Here is a 16,575-nt window from a genome sequence, read left to right as displayed (position 1 = left end):
GGAGCCCGTCTCCGTGGCGTCCCATCGTCGACCCAAGCAGCCGAGCCGTGCACGCGTGACCGTGCTCACCACCGCAGCCGCGGCGGCCGTAGTCCTCAGTGCCAACGCCGCCAACGCGGCGCCCAGCGGGAAGCTGAGCAAGGACGAGGTCAAGGCGAAGGTCGACAAGCTGTACGAGGAGGCCGAGCAGGCCACCGAGAAGCTGGACGGCGCCAAGGACAAGCAGCAGAAGCTGCAGAAGGAGATCTCCACGATCCAGGACAACGTGGCTCGTGGCCAGGAGGATCTCAACAAGCTGCGGGACAGCCTCGGTTCGCTGGCCACCGCGCAGTACCGCTCCGGCGGCATAGACCCCTCCGTCCAGCTCTTCCTCTCGTCGAACCCGGACGACTACCTCGACAAGGCCTCCACGCTCGACCAGTTGAGCAGTCAGCAGGTCGAGGCCCTGAAGAAGATCCAGGACAAACAGCGCGAACTCGCCCAGGAGCGGGCGGAGGCCTCGGACAAGCTCAAGGACCTCTCCGCCACCCGCGCCGAGCTGGCCAAGCAGAAGACGGCCGTCCAGGGCAAGCTCGCCGACGCGCAGAAGCTGCTCAACACCCTGACGGCCAAGGAGAAGGCCGCGCTCGACAAGGAGCAGGCGCAGGCCGCCAGCCGAGCCACCACCCGGGTGGACCTCGGCAACACCGGCTCCGCCTCCGGCCGGGCCGCCGCCGCCTTCGCCGCCGCCCAGTCCGTGATCGGCTCGCCCTACGTCTACGGCGCGTCCGGCCCGTCCTCCTTCGACTGCTCGGGCCTGACCTCCTGGGCCTACGCCCAGGCCGGCGTCACCATCCCGCGCACCTCCGAGGCGCAGGCCAACGCCGGCACCCGCATCTACAGCCAGAGCGACCTCAAGGTCGGCGACCTGGTCATCTTCTTCGGCGACTACCACCACGTCGGTCTGTACGCGGGCAACGGCCAGGTGCTGCACGCCCCGCACACGGGTGCCGTCGTCCGCTACGAGGCGATGAGCGACATGACCTTCGAGTTCGGCGTCCGGATCTGACCACCCCATCCGGTCATCGCGACACCCGTACGGCCGAAGATCAACTCGCTGCGGCGCCCGAACGGGCGAATCCTGTCAGCGTGATGTGACCCCCGCCCCGCCCTGACCTGCGTCAGAGGCGGGGCTTCTCGTTGTGCCCCGTGGCGGGTCTTTGGCCGTGGTGTCCCGGCGCGGCTAGCATCGCCGCGTCCGAAGACGGAAATCGTCGGACCTACCGCCGGACGGGCGGAATGTCAGGCCTGTGGAGGCTGCGCGAGACCGACCCGCGAGGGTGGGGCCGCGGGCCCGTGAAGCAGGAACCCGCGGTGGTGCCGCCGAGCGGCACGGACCGGAATTCCCCGCCCGCCCGGGCGGGGGAGGGCGTCAGTGCCGGCGCGTTCCCCCCGGAACCGGGGAAGACCGTCGGCCTCCGACGATCGGAAGGAGTGCGGGCTCCCTTGGGGTCTCATCGCCGTCTCGCACCGTCCGGGTTCAACCGGGGCGCCGGTGCCGCCCTCTGTGCGCTGTCGGCCGCGGCCGCCGCCCTCGGCGCGGTACCCGCGAGCGCCGCACCGCGGACCGACACCCGGGCCGAGGTGGACCGTCTGTACCAGCAGGCCGAGGAGGCGACCCAGGCCTACGACAAGGCCGCCGAACAGGCCGGCGCGCTGCGCCGGGAGGTGAACGACTCCCAGGACCGGATCGCCCGCCAGCAGCAGCGCATCAACACCATGCGGGAGGCGCTCGGTTCGCTGGCCGGCGCCCAGTACCGCTCCGGGGGCATCGACCCCACCGTGGCCCTGCTGTTCTCCGACGACCCCGAGGAGTACCTCGACCGGGCGTCCCTCCTCGACCGGATCGACGTCCGCCGGGCCGGGCAGCTCGGCGAGCTCCAGTCGGCGATGCGCGAACTCGCCCAGGAGCGCGCTCAGGCCGCCGGGAAACTCGCCGAACTGGAGCGCAGCCGCCGCGCGGTCGCCTCCCACAAGTCCGTCGTGGAGCGCAAGCTCGCCCAGGCCCGCACCCTGCTCAACGCGCTGCCCGGCGAGGACCGGGCCGCCTTCGAGCACGCCTCCCGCGGTGACGCCCGCGCCGACCTGCCCGACCTGACCGGCGCGGTCCCCCCGGACGCCCGTGCGGCCGCCGCGATCGCCGCCGCCCGCTCCGCCCTCGGCAAGCCCTACGTCTGGGGCGCCAGCGGCCCCTCCGGTTTCGACTGCTCGGGCCTGATGCAGTGGTCGTACGCGCAGGCCGGGATCCACCTGCCGCGCACCTCCCAGGAGCAGCGCCACGCCGGCCGCCAGGTCCCGCTCTCCCAGGCGCAACCCGGTGACCTGGTCGTCTACCGCTCCGACGCCAGCCATGTGGCGATGTACGTCGGCAACGGCCAGGTCATCCACGCCCCCTACCCCGGCGCCCCGGTCCGCTACGACCCGGTCGGGATGATGCCGGTCTCCTCCGTCACCCGGCCCTGAATTCCGCGCCCCGCCCCGTACGATCGGAAAATGGCTGGTCGTAGGCGGGCGTGGCGCTCAGGGGCGGTGGGACTGTCTCTGCTGCTCGTGCCGCTGGCCGGATGCGGTGGCGGACAGCCGTCGGCCGGGACGGCGACGGTACAGGTGCAGCGGGTCCTGGACCGGCGCGCGGCCGCCGTCCTCGGCCACGACGAGCGGGCGTACGGCGAGACGGGCACCGTCGGCTCGTACGCGAACCTGCGGGCCGTACCGCTCGCGCAGTGGGGCTACCGGGTGACCGCCGTGCACCGGGACGGCGCCGGGGCCACCGCCGACGCCCAGCTCAGCTTCCGGATCCGGGGGTACGACACGGTGCCGGTCACCACCGCCCGTACGCTCACCCTGGACCGCACCGCCGACGGCCGGTGGTACGTCGCCGGTGACCGGCCCGCCGAGGAGACCGGTCAGCAACTGTGGGACCAGGGCACGGTACGCACCGCCCGGGGCACCCACAGCCTGGTCCTCGGCGTCGGTCAGTCCGAGACCGCGCTGCGCGGCTACGCCCGCCTCGCCGACACCGCCGTCCCGGAGGTCACCAAGGCCTGGGGCGCGGACTGGACCCGGCGGGTGGTCCTGCTCGTGCCCGGGTCGCTGAACGGCATGGCGGCCCTGCTCGGCGCGCCCGCCGCCAACTACCGGGGCATCGCCGCCGTCACCACCGGCGAGGCGGGAGGCTCCGGGCGGACCCCGGCGGACCGGGTCATCCTCAACCCGGAGGCGTACGCCGTCCTCGCCCCGGTCGGCAAGCAGGTGGTCCTCACCCACGAGACCACCCATGTCGCCACCCGCGCCCACACCACGTCCGCCACCCCGCTCTGGCTCTCGGAGGGCTACGCCGACTGGATCGGCTACCTCGACACCGGCCGCACCCCCACCGAGGCCGCCCCGGAACTCGCCCGCGCCGTCCGGTCCGGGCAGGTACCGGCGGACCTCCCGGTGGACAAGGACTTCGGCTTCACCGACGACCCCACCAAGCTGGCCCAGGCCTACGAGGGCGGCTGGCTGGCCTGCCGGATGATCGCCGCGCACTGGGGCGAGGAGCGGCTCGGCGCCTTCTACCGGGCCGTCGGCGACCACCCGGCACGCACGGGCGCGGTGGAGGACGCCCTGCACAAGGAGCTCGGCACCACCCTGCCGGCCTTCACCGCACGCTGGCGCGCCTACCTGACGGCTCAGCTCGGCGACTGAGTGAGCTTCTCCGGCGCGGCGCCCCGCCGGACGGGCACGGGCGCGGACGGGACCTCGGTCGCGGTGGAGCGCCACAGCACGCGCGCCGCCGTGACGGTCGCCGCGACCAGCAGGCCGTTGCGCAGGAGCAGCAGGGTGACGCCGTACCAGTCGCTCACGACGACGTGCGAGAACCCGATCGGGAACTCCAGGACCGTCACGAAGGCCGCGAGCAGGACCAGCACCGCCGGCACGGTCATCCGGCCGGCCCGGAAGCACAGGCAGACGGCGGCCAGGCCCACCAGCCACACCAGGTACTGCGGGCTGATCACCCGGCTGGTGACCGTGAACATCAGGACGGCGGTGAACGCGGCGTCCGCGAGCGTGTGGGAGCGGAAACGGGCCGCCGACAGCCGCCACAGCAGCAGCCAGCCGAAGGCGAGCACGGTGAGCAGCAGGGCCGCCGAACTCACCGCCCGCACGTGCGGGCCGAGGAATTCGATCGAGCCGTAGTTGAGCAGCACCTCGCCGTGCCAGCCGAAGTGGCGGGCGACGTGGAAGACCAGCCCGCCCAGCGACTCCACCTCGGTGCCCCGGTCCCGCTGGAAGGTCAGGAACGCGAACGCGCCCGGCATGGCCACCGCGAACAGCGCTCCGACCGCGCCCGCCGTGAGCGCCGCCCACGCCCAGGCCCGCCGCCGTACGGCACCCACCAGGAGCAGCGCCGGCCACACCTTGACCATCGCGCCGAACCCGGCCAGCGCGCCCATGATCCGGGGATGCCGGGCCCCGGCGAGCAGCGCGGCCACCGCGACGGCGGTGACCATCAGGTCGTAGCGGGAGTACACGGTCGGGCCGAGGAGCGGCACGCCGAGCACCCAGACCCAGGCGCCGCGCAACGTACGGCCGGGGCGCGGGCCCGCGTAGAGGAGCAGGGACAGCACCACCAGGTCGGCGAGGAGGGCCAGCACGAAGAAGGCGGTCGGGTAGGGCAGGAAGGGCAGGAGGCCGGGGGAGAGGACCGCCAGGGCGGCGGCCGGCGGGTACTGCCAGGTGACGTCGTCCAGCGGGAACGTCCCGTGCCGCAGGACCTCGTACCAGCCCTGGTAGATCACGGACACGTCGGTGGTGACGTCCGCGCCGGGGAGGACGAACACCTTGAGGACGAACAGCAGCAGCACCAGCCGGGTGCCCCCCCAGACGCCGAGCAGCGACGCCAGGGCACGCTTCACGCCCGTCCTGTCCACCTGAGCCCCTGTCCGTCGGCGTGCCGTGTCGAGTGGAGTGGGCCACATGATCTCCCGCGGGCCTGTGCGGGAGCCATGAAGCATGGCCGGACACCCCGTGCGGGTAAGGTCTGCGGCGATGCACAAGACCCTCATCGTGACGAACGACTTCCCGCCCCGGCCGGGCGGGATCCAGGCCTTCCTGCACAACATGGCCCTGCGGCTGGACCCCGAGCGGCTCGTCGTCTACGCGTCCACGTGGAAGCGGAGCCGGGAGGGCGCCCTGGCCACCGCCGCGTTCGACGCGGAGCAGCCCTTCACCGTCGTACGCGATCGTACGACGATGCTGCTGCCGACGCCCCGGGCGACCCGGACGGCGGTCGGGCTGCTCCGGGAGCACGGGTGCACGTCCGTGTGGTTCGGGGCGGCGGCTCCGCTCGGTCTGATGGCGCCGGCGCTGCGCCGGGCGGGCGCCGAGCGGCTGGTGGCCACCACGCACGGGCACGAGGCCGGCTGGGCCCAGCTGCCCGCCGCGCGGCAACTGCTCGGGCGGATCGGCGAGACGACCGACACGATCACCTATCTGGGCGAGTACACGCGGTCCCGGATCGCGACCGCGCTCAGTGCGCGGGCGGCGGGGCGGATGGTGCAGCTGCCGCCGGGCGTGGACGAGAAGACCTTCCATCCCGGGTCCGGGGGCGCCGAGGTGCGGGCGCGGCTGGGACTGACCGACCGGCCGGTGGTGGTGTGCGTCTCGCGGCTGGTGCCGCGCAAGGGGCAGGACACGCTGATCCGCGCGATGCCCCGGATCCTGGCCGCCGAGCCGGACGCGGTGCTGCTGATCGTCGGGGGCGGCCCCTACGAGGGCGACCTGCGGCGGCTGGCCCGGGAGACCGGCGTCGAGGCGGCGGTGCGGTTCACGGGGGCCGTGCCGTGGGCCGAGCTGCCGGCGCACTTCGGGGCGGGTGACGTGTTCGCGATGCCGTGCCGGACCCGGCGGGGCGGGCTGGACGTGGAGGGGCTCGGGATCGTGTACCTGGAGGCCTCGGCGACCGGGCTGCCGGTGGTGGCCGGGGACTCCGGGGGCGCGCCGGACGCGGTGCTCGACGGGGAGACCGGGTGGGTGGTGCGGGGCGGGGTCGTGGAGGAGGCCGCCGAGCGCATTGTGGTGCTGCTGGGAGACGCCGAGTTGCGGCGGCGGATGGGGGAGCGGGGGCGGCAGTGGGTCGAGGAGAGGTGGCGGTGGGATCTCCTCGCGGAGAGGCTGAAGGAGCTGTTGTAAAAGTCTGTTCCAAGGGCTCGCGGCAAAGGGTGCGGGGCCCCTAGGCGGAAGCGGAAAATCCGCACATGCTGCGCACATGACAGCAAAACTGATGCAGCGTCAGCTGACGAGACGTCACATCCTGGGCATGATCGCCCTCCAGACCGCCGCCGCGGCCGGTCTCACCCGGGTCCAGCTCCAGTCGGCGCAGGCCGCGGAGGAGGCCGCCGCCGTCGACAACGCACCCGCCATCGTGGTCGGTTCGGGCTACGGCGGGGCCGTGGCCGCGCTCCGGCTCGGGCAGGCCGGGGTGCGGACCCTCATGATCGAGATGGGGCAGCTGTGGAACACGGCGGGCTCCGACGGAAAGATCTTCTGCTCCACCGCCGCCCCGGACAAGCGGTCCATGTGGTTCAAGACCCGCACCGAGGCACCGCTCGCCACGTTCCTCTGGCTGGACGTCGTCAACAAGGACATCACCGCCTATCCCGGTGTCCTGGACCGGGTGCACTACGACAACATGTCCGTGTACGTGGGACGGGGCGTCGGCGGCGGGTCCCTGGTCAACGGCGGGATGGCGGTCACGCCCCGCCAGTCGTACTTCACCGAGCAGTTCCCGACGGTGGACGCGAGCGCGATGTACAACACGTACTACCCGCGCGCCCGCACCATGCTCGGCGTGAACTCCGTCGACCCCACCTGGTTCGAGTCGACCGAGTGGTACCAGTTCGCCCGGACCTCCCGGAAGGCGGCCGCCAACACCGGGCTCACCACCACCTTCGTACCGAACGTCTACGACTTCGGGTACATGGCGCAGGAGGCCGCCGGCACCGTCCCGAAGTCCGCGCTCGCCCAGGAGGTCATCTACGGCAACAACCACGGCAAGAAGAGCCTCGACAAGACCTACCTCGCCGCCGCCCTCGGCACCGGCAACCTGACCATCCACACCATGGAGAAGGTCAGGTCGGTCACGCGGGCGAGCGACGGGTCGTACGTGCTGGGCGTCGACCGGATCGACAGCACCGGAGCCGTGGTCGAGAGCAAGCAGTACAGCTGTACCTACCTGTTCCTCGGCGGCGGGAGCCTCGGCACCACCGAGCTGCTCGTGCGGGCCAGGGACACCGGGACGCTGCCCGCGCTCAACTCCAGTGTGGGCGGCGGCTGGAGCACCAACGGCAACACCATGCTCGGGCGCGCCAACCACGTCTGGGACACCACCGGCGCCAACCAGTCGACCATGCCGGTGATGGGCATCGACGACTGGGCCAACACCGACAACCCGGTCTTCGCGGAGATCGCCCCGCTGCCCATCGGGTTCGAGACCTGGGTGAGCCTGTACCTGGCGATCACCAAGAACCCGCAACGGGCGTCCTTCACCTACGACTCCGCGAGCGACGCGGTGAAGCTGGGCTGGACCGCCGCCCAGAGCGCGGTCTCGGTCGCCATGGCCAAGAAGCTGTTCGACCGGATCAACGCGGCCAACGCCACGATCTACCGGTACGACCTGTTCGGCTCGTCGAGCAAGGTGTTCGCGGACGACTTCTGCTACCACCCGCTGGGCGGCTGCGTCCTCGGGCAGGCGACCGACGACTACGGCCGTGTGAAGGGCTATTCGAAGCTGTACGTCACGGACGGCTCACTGGTCCCCGGGAACATCGGCGTGAACCCGTTCGTGACCATCACCGCGCTCGCCGAGCGCACGATGGAACGGGTCCTCGCCGCGGACTTCTGACACCCGCCGAGCCGCACGTGCCGTCCTACTTCTGGTAGATGGCCTCGATCTCGTTCGCGTAGTCCTTCGCCACCACGTTGCGCTTGAGCTTCAGGGACGGCGTCAGGTGGCCCGACTCCTCCGAGAACTGGGAGGACAGAATGCGGAACTTCCGCACCGATTCCGCCTTCGACACCGCGGCGTTGCCGTCGTCGACCGCGGCCTGGATCGCAGCGTTCAGATCCGGGTCGTCACGCAGCGACGCCGCGGTGGCACCCGCCGGCTTTCCGTGTTCGGCCGCCCAGCGGCCCAGGAACTCCTCGTCGATGGTGACCAGCGCGCCCACGAACGGCCGCCCGTCGCCCACCACCATGCACTCCGCGACCAGCGCGTGCGCGCGGATCCGGTCCTCGATCACGGCCGGGGCGACGTTCTTGCCGCCCGCGGTGACGATGATCTCCTTCTTGCGGCCGGTGATCCTGAGGTAGCCGTCCTCGTCCAGGGTGCCGATGTCCCCGGTGTGGAACCAGCCGTCGGCCAGCGCCTCGGCGGTCGCGGCCTCGTTGTTCCAGTAGCCCTTGAACAGGTGCTCGCCGTGCAGCAGCACCTCGCCGTCGTCCGCGATCCGGACCACCGAACCGGGCAGCGGCTGACCGACCGTGCCGATCTTCTGCCGGTCCCAGGGGTTGAACGCGGTCGCCGCGCAGGACTCGGTCAGGCCGTAGCCCTCCAGGACCGTGAAGCCGATGCCGCGGAAGAAGTGACCGAGGCGCTCACCGAGCGGGGCGCCGCCGGAAATCGCGTATTCGCCCTTGCCGCCGAGCACCGCGCGCAGCTTGCTGTAGACGAGCTTGTCGAAGGTCCGGTGCTTGATCTTCAGACCGAGAGACGGGCCGGATGGCGTGTCCAGGGCCTTGCTGTACGCGATCGCGGTGTCCGCGGCCTTGTCGAAGATCTTGCCCTTGCCGTCCGCCTGCGCCTTGGCGCGCGCCGAGTTGTACACCTTCTCGAAGACCCGCGGGACGCCGAGGACCAGCGTCGGCCGGAAGGAGGCCAGCTCGTCGGTGAGGTTCTTGATGTCCGGGACGCAGCCCAGCTTGATCGGCGCCATCATCGGGGCGATCTGCACGAGGCGGCCGAAGACGTGCGCGAGCGGAAGGAAGAGCAGGACGGAACACTCGCCGGTGCGGAACAGCGGGCGCAGCCGCTCCACGATGTTCCCGCACTCCGCGAAGAAGCTGCGGTGGGTGAGGACACAGCCCTTGGGGCGTCCGGTCGTACCGCTCGTGTAGACGATGGTCGCCGGGTCGTCCGCCTTCGCCTGTGAGCTGCGCTCCTCGACGGTCGCGTCGGTGACGCCCTGGCCGAGCCTGCCCAGCTCCTCCAGGGCGCCGGCCTCGATCCCCCAGACGTGCTTGAGCGCGGGCAGCGTCTCGCGCACCGACTCCACGGTGGCCGTGTGGCTGTCGAGCTCCACGATGCAGGCGGTGGCCCCGGAGTCGCTGAGGATCCACTGCACCTGCTCCGGCGAGCTGGTCTCGTACACCGGCACGGTGACCCCGCCGGCGCACCAGATCGCGAAGTCGAGGAGCGTCCACTCGTAGCGGGTGCGGGACATCAGGCCGACCCGGTCGCCGGGCTGGATCCCGGCGGCGATGAGACCCTTGGCGGCCGCGTGCACCTCCGAGAGGAAGGCGGTGGCGGTGACGTCCTGCCAGACGCCGCCGACCTTGCGGGCCATCACGGCGACGTTCGGATGCTGCGCGGCGTTTCTGCGGACGATGTCGGTCAGATTTCCGTCCGCGGGGACCTCGTACAAAGCCGGAAGGCTGAACTCGCGCAAGACTGCTGCTCCTCATAGGGCGCCGGCGCCACGACGTTGTGCGATGCGACGGTGCGGTCCACGGCTCGGGCAGGTACTCAGGGCTTCGCCGCGGGCCGAAGATCCGTTGGTTGAAATCCTGAGCACGACTGGACTGCCCGGACGTTACCCGCCGGTATGGCTTCTTCGACAGGGGGTCCCGGCGAGATGTTCGCTGCGTCACACAGGTTGGTGTTCCTTCGCGTACGGTAGTCCACCGCTGTAGTGACTGACCAGTAACCGCAGGCCCGCCCATCGCCTGTTCACGTTTGCCGCACAGGCCTACGCTTGATCACCATGGCAGCCACACCCCCCGGCACCCGAAGGACCCGCGTCCACGTGGTCAGCGACGTGCACGGCAACGCCCGTGACCTGGCCCTGGCCGGCGACGGTGCCGACGCCCTGATCTGTCTCGGCGACCTGGTCCTCTTCCTCGACTACGCCGACCACTCCCGCGGCATCTTCCCCGACCTGTTCGGCGTCGAGAACGCCGACCGTCTGGTCGAACTGCGCACCGCCCGCCGCTTCGAGGAGGCCCGGGAACTCGGTGCCCGGCTGTGGGGCGGGATCGCCATGGACCGCGCGACCGCCATCGAGAAGGCGGTGCGCAAGCAGTACGCCGAGATGTTCGCGGCGTTCCCGACCCCGACGTACGCGACCTACGGCAACGTCGACATGCCGCAGCTGTGGCCGGAGTACGCGGGGCCGGGCACGACGGTCCTGGACGGGCAGCGGGTGGAGATCGGCGGGCGGGTGTTCGGCTTCGTGGGCGGCGGCCTGCGCACCCCGATGCGCACCCCCTACGAGATCTCCGACGAGGAGTACGCGGCGAAGATCGAGGCGGTCGGCGAGGTCGACGTGCTCTGCACGCACATCCCGCCGGAGGTGCCCGAGCTGGTCTACGACACCGTGGCGCGCCGCTTCGAACGGGGCAGCCGCGCGCTGCTGGACGCCATCCGGCGCACCCGGCCGCGCTACTCCCTCTTCGGACATGTCCACCAGCCGCTGGTGAAACGCATGCGGATCGGGACCACCGAGTGCGTGAACGTCGGGCACTTCGCCAGTGCGGGGCGGCCCTGGGCGCTGGAATGGTGACAGCCCCGGACATGGGGGTGAAGTCGGCTGGTCGGCCGCGCGGTAGCCTTCACGCTGCACACGCGTGCGCACGCGCGTTCAGCGACCTCTTCACAGCGGCCCGCATCCGGAGGAGCCACGGCGATGGCGGAACACACCAGCTCGAGCATCACGATCGAGGCGGCCCCGGCCGACGTCATGGCGGTGATCGCCGACTTCGCCCGGTATCCGGACTGGACCGGTGAGGTGAAGGAGGCGGAGGTGCTGAAGACCGACGCCCGGGGTCGGGCCGAGCAGGTCCGCCTAGTCATGGACGCGGGTGCGATCAAGGACGACCAGACACTGGGGTACACCTGGACCGGTGACAACGAGGTCTCCTGGACACTGGTGAAGTCGCAGATGCTGCGGTCGCTGGACGGGTCCTACCTGCTGAAGCCGGCGGGGGCGGGGGCGACGGAGGTCACGTACTCGCTGACCGTGGACGTCAAGATCCCGATGCTGGGGATGATCAAGCGCAAGGCCGAGAAGGTCATCATCGACCGCGCGCTGGCGGGGTTGAAGAAGCGGGTGGAGGCGGGGGAGTAGTCGTTCGGCCGGCGCCAGCCGCACAGCTGCGGGCATGCGTGCCGCCGGCCGCGGCTCCGGTGCCCTCCAAGAGAGGGCGCGTCAGTTACGGTTCACCCTCATGCGCACCATCCTGATCACCGGCCCCGGCGGCAGCGGTCGTACGACGGTCGCCGCGGCCACCGCCCTGCGCGCCGCCGGTGAGGGCACCCGCACCCTCGTACTCGGCGCCGACCGCACGGACACCCTCGGCGCGGTCCTCGGCACGGCGACAGGACCGGAACCCACCCGGGTCACCCCCGCCCTCACCGCCTGGCGCCCCGACGCGGCCGCCCGCTTCCGCGAGGACCTCACCGCCTTCCAGGCCCGCGCGGCCAACGTCCTCGACCTGCTCGGCGCCTCCCGCCTGGACGCCGAAGAACTCACCCCCCTCCCCGGCGCCGAGGAGCTGTCCCTCCTGAGGGCCCTGCGCGACGCGGCCCTCTCCGACCGCTACGACCTGCTCGTCGTCGACCTGCCGCCCGCCCCGCGCGCCCTCGACCTGCTCGCCCTCCCCGAGGAACTCCGCCGCTACCTGCGCCGCCTGCTGCCACCGGAGCGGCAGGCCGCCCGTGCCCTGCGGCCCGTCCTCGGCCGGCTCGCCGGCGTCCCCATGCCCGCCGACTGGCTCTACGAGACCGCCGCCCGCTGGGACGTGGAGCTCGCCGCCGTCGAGGCCGTCCTCGGCGACCGCCGCACCGCCGTACGACTGGTCGCCGAGCCCGGCCCGGCGGGCACCGACGCCGTCCGCGCCGCCCGCCTCGGACTGGCCCTGCGCGGCCTGCCCACCGAGACCCTGGTCGCCAACCGCGTGCTGCCCGAGACCACCCCCCTGCACGGACTCGTCGCCCAGCAGCGCAAGGCCCTCGCGGAGTGGACGGACGCCCTCCCGGTCACGCCCGTCGCCCACCTCGGCCACGACCCGCGCGGCACCGACGACCTGGCCACCCTCGCCGTGCCCGGCGTCAACACGGAGCCCGCCCCGGTCGAGTGGCCCGTCGCCGACCTCATCGAGGGGGACGGCGTCCTGGTCTGGCACATCCCGCTGCCCGGCGCGATACGGGACGACCTCGACCTGGTCAGGCGCGGCGACGAGGTCGTCATCACCGTCGGCGGCTTCCGCCGGATCGTGGCGCTGCCCTCCGCGCTGCGCCGCTGCACGGTCGCCGGGGCGGCCCTGCGCGACGGCGAGCTGCGGCTGCGCTTCACGCCCGACCCGGAGCTGTGGCCGCGCTGACGGTGAAACCGGTACGCCCGTTCGGGTAACGTCGGAGGGACGAACCGTAGTCAGGAGTCCGTCATGAGCGAAGAGCAGCCCACAGCCGGCGCCTCCGAGGACGCGGACGAGGTACGGGCGACGGACGCCGACGCCTGGGCCACCGCCTGCGCCGAGGACCTGGAAGCGGAGAAGGCCCGCCGACGCACCCAGTACGGCCCCCCGCCGGGGTCGGCCGCCGAGGAGCTGCGCAAGCTCGTCGACGCCGTCGCCGACAGGCTCTCCGGCCTCCGGACCCCGCTCCTCGGGGCGGTTGCCGGGCCCGCCGCCCAGCAGGTGGTCCGGCAGGTCGTGCAGCAGGCGAAGAACGCCGTCGAGCCCGTCATGGAGCGCAACCCGGACGTCTTCGACCACCTGGCCGCGGCCGGCGGCGAACTCCTCGCGGCCTACCGCTCCGCGGTCCAGGCCCAGGAGACCCGCTGGACCGGCCCCGACGGCAGGGACAAGGGCGAGGGCACCGCCCCGGGCGAGCGCATCGACCTCGACTGAAAGCCCCATGAGGCCCTGTCGCCGGGCTCCCGTCCGCCGGGCGGGCGGACAACGGGAACCCGACTACAGGGCCTCGGGTACGGTTGGCCGTAGCGGGGCTCGACCGAAACTGAGGGATTCATGGGACTCACCATCGGCGTCGACATCGGCGGCACGAAGATCGCGGCCGGCGTGGTCGATGAGGAAGGCAACATCCTCTCGACCCACAAGGTGCCGACCCCGGGTACGCCCGAGGGCATCGTGGACGCCATTGCTTCCGCCGTAGAGGGCGCCCGCGCGGGGCACGAGATCGTCGGCGTGGGCATCGGAGCCGCCGGTTACGTGAACCGGCAGCGCTCCACGGTCTACTTCGCGCCCAACATCGACTGGCGCCAGGAACCGTTGAAGGAGAAGGTCGAGGCCCGCGTCGGCCTCCCCGTGGTCGTGGAGAACGACGCCAACGCCGCCGCCTGGGGCGAGTACAAGTTCGGCGCCGGCAAGGGCCACCGCAACGTCATCTGCATCACCCTCGGCACCGGCCTCGGCGGCGGCATCATCATCGGCAACAAGCTGCGCCGCGGGCATTTCGGGGTCGCCGCCGAGTTCGGGCACATCCGGATGGTTCCGGACGGGCTGCTGTGCGGCTGCGGCTCGCAGGGCTGCTGGGAGCAGTACGCCTCCGGCCGGGCCCTCGTCCGCTACGCCAAGCAGCGCGCCAACGCCACCCCCGAGGCCGCCGAGATCCTGCTCGGCCTCGGCGACGGCAGCCCCGACGGCATCGAGGGCAAGCACATCTCCATGGCCGCCCGTCAGGGCGACCCGGTAGCCGTCGACTCCTACCGTGAGCTCGCCCGCTGGGCCGGCGCCGGTCTCGCCGACCTGGCCTCCCTCTTCGACCCCTCGGCCTTCATCGTCGGCGGCGGCCTCTCGGACGAGGGCGAGCTGGTCCTCGACCCCATCCGCAAGTCCTACAAGCGCTGGCTGGTGGGCGGCAACTGGCGCCCGGTGGCCGAGGTCATCGCAGCCCAACTGGGCAACGAGGCGGGCCTGGTGGGCGCCGCGGACCTGGCCCGGGAACCCGACCCGATCATGTAAACGCCGCCGGCTGCACCACCCTCAGGGGCGCGGGGCTGTGTTCGATGTGCGGCTGCCGCCGCGTGGGCGCGACAGGCCACACACAACCGGCAGTCGCACACCCGCCTCGCGCCCCACCCCGGTAGGCGCACAGCCCCTCTCCGGGCGTACATTGATCAATATGGCGTCGCTCCCCAACTCCCACACAGAGCCCGACGGTTCCGCCGTCATCCGGGTCCTGAGCTACAACATCCGCTCGATGCGCGACGACACCGACGCCCTCGCCCGCGTCATCAAGGCCTGCGCCCCCGACCTGGTCCTCGTCCAGGAGGCCCCCCGCTTCTTCCGCTGGCGCAAGAAGCTCGCCCGCCTGGCGTCCGCCGCCGACCTGGTGATCCTCACCGGCGGCGCGACCGCGGCCGGCCCGGCCATCCTCTGCGACCTGCGCGCCACCGTCGAGCGCACCGAGGACGTCCTGCTCCCGCTCACCCCCGGCCTGCACCGCCGCGGCTTCGCCACCGCAGTCGTCCGGTTCGGCGGCGTCCGCCTCGGCGTCACCAGCTTCCACCTCAGCCTCCAGCAGGACGAGCGCTTCGAGCAGGGCGGCATGCTCCTGGACCGGGTCGCCGGCCTCGGTGTGCAGCACGCCGTCGCGGGCGGAGACCTCAACGACCGGCCCGACGGCCGTACCTTCCGCCGCCTGGCCGACGCCTACCAGGACTGCCATGTCACTGCCCCCTGGGGCGGCGAGTTCACCTCCTGGTCCACCGACCCGCACCAGCGCATCGACGCGATCTTCGCGACGAAGGGCATCGAGGTGCTCGGCTGCGGCGTCCCCGAGAACCAGCCCGGCATCACCGGCAGGGACCTGAGGGCGGCCACGGATCACCTGCCCGTGCTGGCCGCCCTTCGGCTGCCCGCGACCTGAACCGGAACCGGCGTACGGAGTTCCGTCACGAGGTACTGCCCTGAGGGCGGCCACCGACCGTCTCCCGGCCCGGCCGCCCTCAGCATCCCCGCGTCCCGGGCCCGGCAGGCCCTTGGGCGAGGCTCAGACCACCGCGCCCCGCCCGGGGTCGCCGTCCTCGTCGTCGTCCGTCTTCATCCGGGTCACCAGCGTGACGAACCCGCCGAGGAACCCGCCGATCCCCAGCATCGCCAGCCACCAGGTCATGTCCCAGCCCAGCAGCACCGCGATCAGCAGCAGCACGGGCCCGCCCACCACACCCAGCCAGGCGAACCTGGCCGTCGTGTCGGCGGTCGGCAGCGGCGGCGGTTCCGGCGGTACGAAGTGCCCCTCGTCGTCCTCGTCGAAGTCGTCCTCGGACGCGTCCGGCGCCGTGTAGTCACGCGGGCCCACCCCCGGCGCGAAGGAGACGGAGCTGCCCAGCGGTCTCGCCGGGGGCTGCTCCTGAGCGGCCTGCGGACCGGCCGCGGCCTCGTCCTCCTCCATCGGCGGCAGTGCCAGGTCCTTCACCGGCTTGAACGGCGTCGTACCCGGCGGATCCGGTGGTTCCTCGCCGTAGCCCGCGACGATCGCCGCCCAGGCGGCGGCCTCGTCGAAGGGCACTCCCTTCTCGTCCGGCTCGCGGTCCTCGCGGTCGGAGTCGTGCTCAGCCAACTGCGGCCGTCCCTTCCTTGCCGACACTGGGTGCGAGCCGTCCGATGAAGGTGAGGCTCTCCTCGAAGATCCGGTCCGCGTCGTGGTCCAACGTCGCCACGTGGTAACTCTGTTCCAGCACGACCTCCGTTACGTCCGTGGACGACACCCGGCTCAGGATCCGGGCGGAATCGACTGCCGGAACCACGTGGTCCCGGACGCTGCGCAGGAGCAGCAGGGGCTGGGTCACCTGCGGCAACTCGCCGTCCACCGCACGGAAGAAGTTCCGCAGCGAGTGCGCGCAGTGCAGCGGCACCCGGTCGTACCCCACCTCCGCGGCGCCCGGCTTGGCGATGTCGCTGGCGATGCCCCGCGTCGTGCGCACCAGGTGCCGGGCCACCGGAAGGGCGTACGCGGACAGGCCGTGCACCTTGTTCGCCGGGTTGACGATCACCACGCCGTCCACACCCGTCCCGTTCCTGGCGGCCAGCCGCAGGGCCAGCGTGCCGCCCATCGACAGGCCCGCCACGAACACCCGGGAGCAGCGCTCGCGCAGCAGCCGCAGCTCGCGGTCCACCTCCGCGTACCAGTCCTGCCAGCCGGTGACCTGCATGTCCTCCCAGCGCGTGCCGTGGCCCGGCAACAGGGGCATGGACAGAAGATCTAGCAGAAAGATCCAGCGGAAGATTTAGCGTTCAACGCGAAAGGGCGGT

General features: G+C 72.0%; 14 protein-coding genes and 1 pseudogene. 11 read left to right on the top strand and 4 right to left on the bottom strand.

What is annotated here, in order from left to right; all coding sequences use genetic code 11:
• Positions 1–13 precede the first annotated feature (13 nt).
• From ABZ646_RS11300 to ABZ646_RS11290, 3 genes are all read left to right on the top strand, one after another.
• Complete coding sequence (locus ABZ646_RS11300; RefSeq protein ID WP_360516067.1) at positions 14–1,048, top strand: NlpC/P60 family protein; 1,035 nt, start codon at positions 14–16, stop codon at positions 1,046–1,048.
• A 437-nt stretch (positions 1,049–1,485) separates the two neighbouring features.
• On the top strand, positions 1,486–2,502 hold the full coding sequence (locus ABZ646_RS11295) for an NlpC/P60 family protein (RefSeq protein ID WP_360516064.1): 1,017 nt from the start codon (positions 1,486–1,488) through the stop codon (positions 2,500–2,502).
• A gap of 30 nt (positions 2,503–2,532) precedes the next feature.
• On the top strand, positions 2,533–3,729 hold the full coding sequence (locus ABZ646_RS11290; RefSeq protein ID WP_360516061.1) for a hypothetical protein: 1,197 nt from the start codon (positions 2,533–2,535) through the stop codon (positions 3,727–3,729).
• Here the strand turns inward: ABZ646_RS11290 and ABZ646_RS11285 are convergent.
• On the bottom strand, positions 3,714–4,955 hold the full coding sequence (locus ABZ646_RS11285; RefSeq protein ID WP_360516058.1) for a glycosyltransferase family 87 protein: 1,242 nt from the start codon (positions 4,953–4,955) through the stop codon (positions 3,714–3,716). The genes ABZ646_RS11290 and ABZ646_RS11285 overlap by 16 nt on opposite strands.
• Positions 4,956–5,073: 118 nt before the next feature.
• Here ABZ646_RS11285 and ABZ646_RS11280 point away from each other — a divergent pair, with 118 nt between their 5' ends.
• Both ABZ646_RS11280 and ABZ646_RS11275 read left to right on the top strand, forming a co-directional pair.
• Positions 5,074–6,216, top strand: a complete 1,143-nt coding sequence (locus ABZ646_RS11280) for a glycosyltransferase family 4 protein (protein WP_360516056.1) — start codon at positions 5,074–5,076, stop codon at positions 6,214–6,216.
• A gap of 127 nt (positions 6,217–6,343) precedes the next feature.
• Positions 6,344–7,927 (top strand): GMC oxidoreductase, encoded by a 1,584-nt coding sequence (locus ABZ646_RS11275; protein WP_360516091.1) that lies wholly within the window; start codon positions 6,344–6,346, stop codon positions 7,925–7,927.
• Between the two features lie 25 nt (positions 7,928–7,952).
• Here the strand turns inward: ABZ646_RS11275 and ABZ646_RS11270 are convergent, their stop codons facing one another.
• A complete protein-coding gene (locus tag ABZ646_RS11270; protein WP_360516053.1) occupies positions 7,953–9,749 on the bottom strand; it encodes an AMP-dependent synthetase/ligase in 1,797 nt (598 codons plus the stop codon).
• 315 nt (positions 9,750–10,064) lie between these two features.
• Between ABZ646_RS11270 and ABZ646_RS11265 the strand changes: the two genes are divergently transcribed.
• From ABZ646_RS11265 to ABZ646_RS11240, 6 genes are all read left to right on the top strand, one after another.
• Positions 10,065–10,862 (top strand): metallophosphoesterase, encoded by a 798-nt coding sequence (locus tag ABZ646_RS11265; protein WP_360516050.1) that lies wholly within the window; start codon positions 10,065–10,067, stop codon positions 10,860–10,862.
• Positions 10,863–10,985: 123 nt separating this feature from the next.
• Positions 10,986–11,426: an SRPBCC family protein gene (locus ABZ646_RS11260; RefSeq protein WP_360516047.1), complete on the top strand. Its 441-nt coding sequence runs from the start codon at positions 10,986–10,988 to the stop codon at positions 11,424–11,426.
• Positions 11,427–11,526: 100 nt separating this feature from the next.
• The gene (locus ABZ646_RS11255) at positions 11,527–12,681 is read left to right on the top strand and encodes an ArsA-related P-loop ATPase (protein WP_360516044.1); all 1,155 of its coding nucleotides are present in this window, start codon (positions 11,527–11,529) and stop codon (positions 12,679–12,681) included.
• A gap of 63 nt (positions 12,682–12,744) precedes the next feature.
• A complete protein-coding gene (locus tag ABZ646_RS11250; RefSeq protein ID WP_360516041.1) occupies positions 12,745–13,209 on the top strand; it encodes a DUF5304 domain-containing protein in 465 nt (154 codons plus the stop codon).
• 120 nt (positions 13,210–13,329) lie between these two features.
• A complete protein-coding gene (locus ABZ646_RS11245) occupies positions 13,330–14,283 on the top strand; it encodes an ROK family glucokinase (protein WP_132886312.1) in 954 nt (317 codons plus the stop codon).
• A gap of 160 nt (positions 14,284–14,443) precedes the next feature.
• The gene (locus ABZ646_RS11240; RefSeq protein WP_360516037.1) at positions 14,444–15,190 is read left to right on the top strand and encodes an endonuclease/exonuclease/phosphatase family protein; all 747 of its coding nucleotides are present in this window, start codon (positions 14,444–14,446) and stop codon (positions 15,188–15,190) included.
• Positions 15,191–15,313: 123 nt separating this feature from the next.
• Here the strand turns inward: ABZ646_RS11240 and ABZ646_RS11235 are convergent, their stop codons facing one another.
• Together ABZ646_RS11235 and ABZ646_RS11230 are read right to left on the bottom strand one after the other, a co-directional pair.
• A complete protein-coding gene (locus tag ABZ646_RS11235) occupies positions 15,314–15,883 on the bottom strand; it encodes a hypothetical protein (RefSeq protein ID WP_360516034.1) in 570 nt (189 codons plus the stop codon).
• Positions 15,876–16,520 (bottom strand): annotated as a pseudogene (locus ABZ646_RS11230) (alpha/beta fold hydrolase); the annotation flags it as partial. The gene ABZ646_RS11235 and the pseudogene ABZ646_RS11230, both read right to left, overlap by 8 nt.
• Positions 16,521–16,575: the final 55 nt, after the last annotated feature.

The sequence above is a fragment of the Streptomyces sp. NPDC007162 genome, from assembly GCF_040634175.1.
Taxonomy (GTDB): Bacteria; Actinomycetota; Actinomycetes; order Streptomycetales; family Streptomycetaceae; genus Streptomyces.
The sequence above is the reverse complement of the archived record's forward strand: the minus strand, read 5'-3'. Positions and strand labels throughout refer to the sequence as shown.

Excerpts from the sequence above, each read along its gene's own strand:
- ABZ646_RS11290 (WP_360516061.1), top strand. The coding sequence starts at position 2,533 with ATGGCTGGTCGTAGGCGGGCGTGGCGCTCAGGGGCGGTGGGACTGTCT.
- ABZ646_RS11280 (WP_360516056.1), top strand. The coding sequence starts at position 5,074 with ATGCACAAGACCCTCATCGTGACGAACGACTTCCCGCCCCGGCCGGGC.
- ABZ646_RS11275 (WP_360516091.1), top strand. The coding sequence starts at position 6,344 with ATGATCGCCCTCCAGACCGCCGCCGCGGCCGGTCTCACCCGGGTCCAG.
- ABZ646_RS11265 (WP_360516050.1), top strand. The coding sequence starts at position 10,065 with ATGGCAGCCACACCCCCCGGCACCCGAAGGACCCGCGTCCACGTGGTC.
- ABZ646_RS11260 (WP_360516047.1), top strand. The coding sequence starts at position 10,986 with ATGGCGGAACACACCAGCTCGAGCATCACGATCGAGGCGGCCCCGGCC.
- ABZ646_RS11255 (WP_360516044.1), top strand. The coding sequence starts at position 11,527 with ATGCGCACCATCCTGATCACCGGCCCCGGCGGCAGCGGTCGTACGACG.
- ABZ646_RS11250 (WP_360516041.1), top strand. The coding sequence starts at position 12,745 with ATGAGCGAAGAGCAGCCCACAGCCGGCGCCTCCGAGGACGCGGACGAG.
- ABZ646_RS11245 (WP_132886312.1), top strand. The coding sequence starts at position 13,330 with ATGGGACTCACCATCGGCGTCGACATCGGCGGCACGAAGATCGCGGCC.
- ABZ646_RS11240 (WP_360516037.1), top strand. The coding sequence starts at position 14,444 with ATGGCGTCGCTCCCCAACTCCCACACAGAGCCCGACGGTTCCGCCGTC.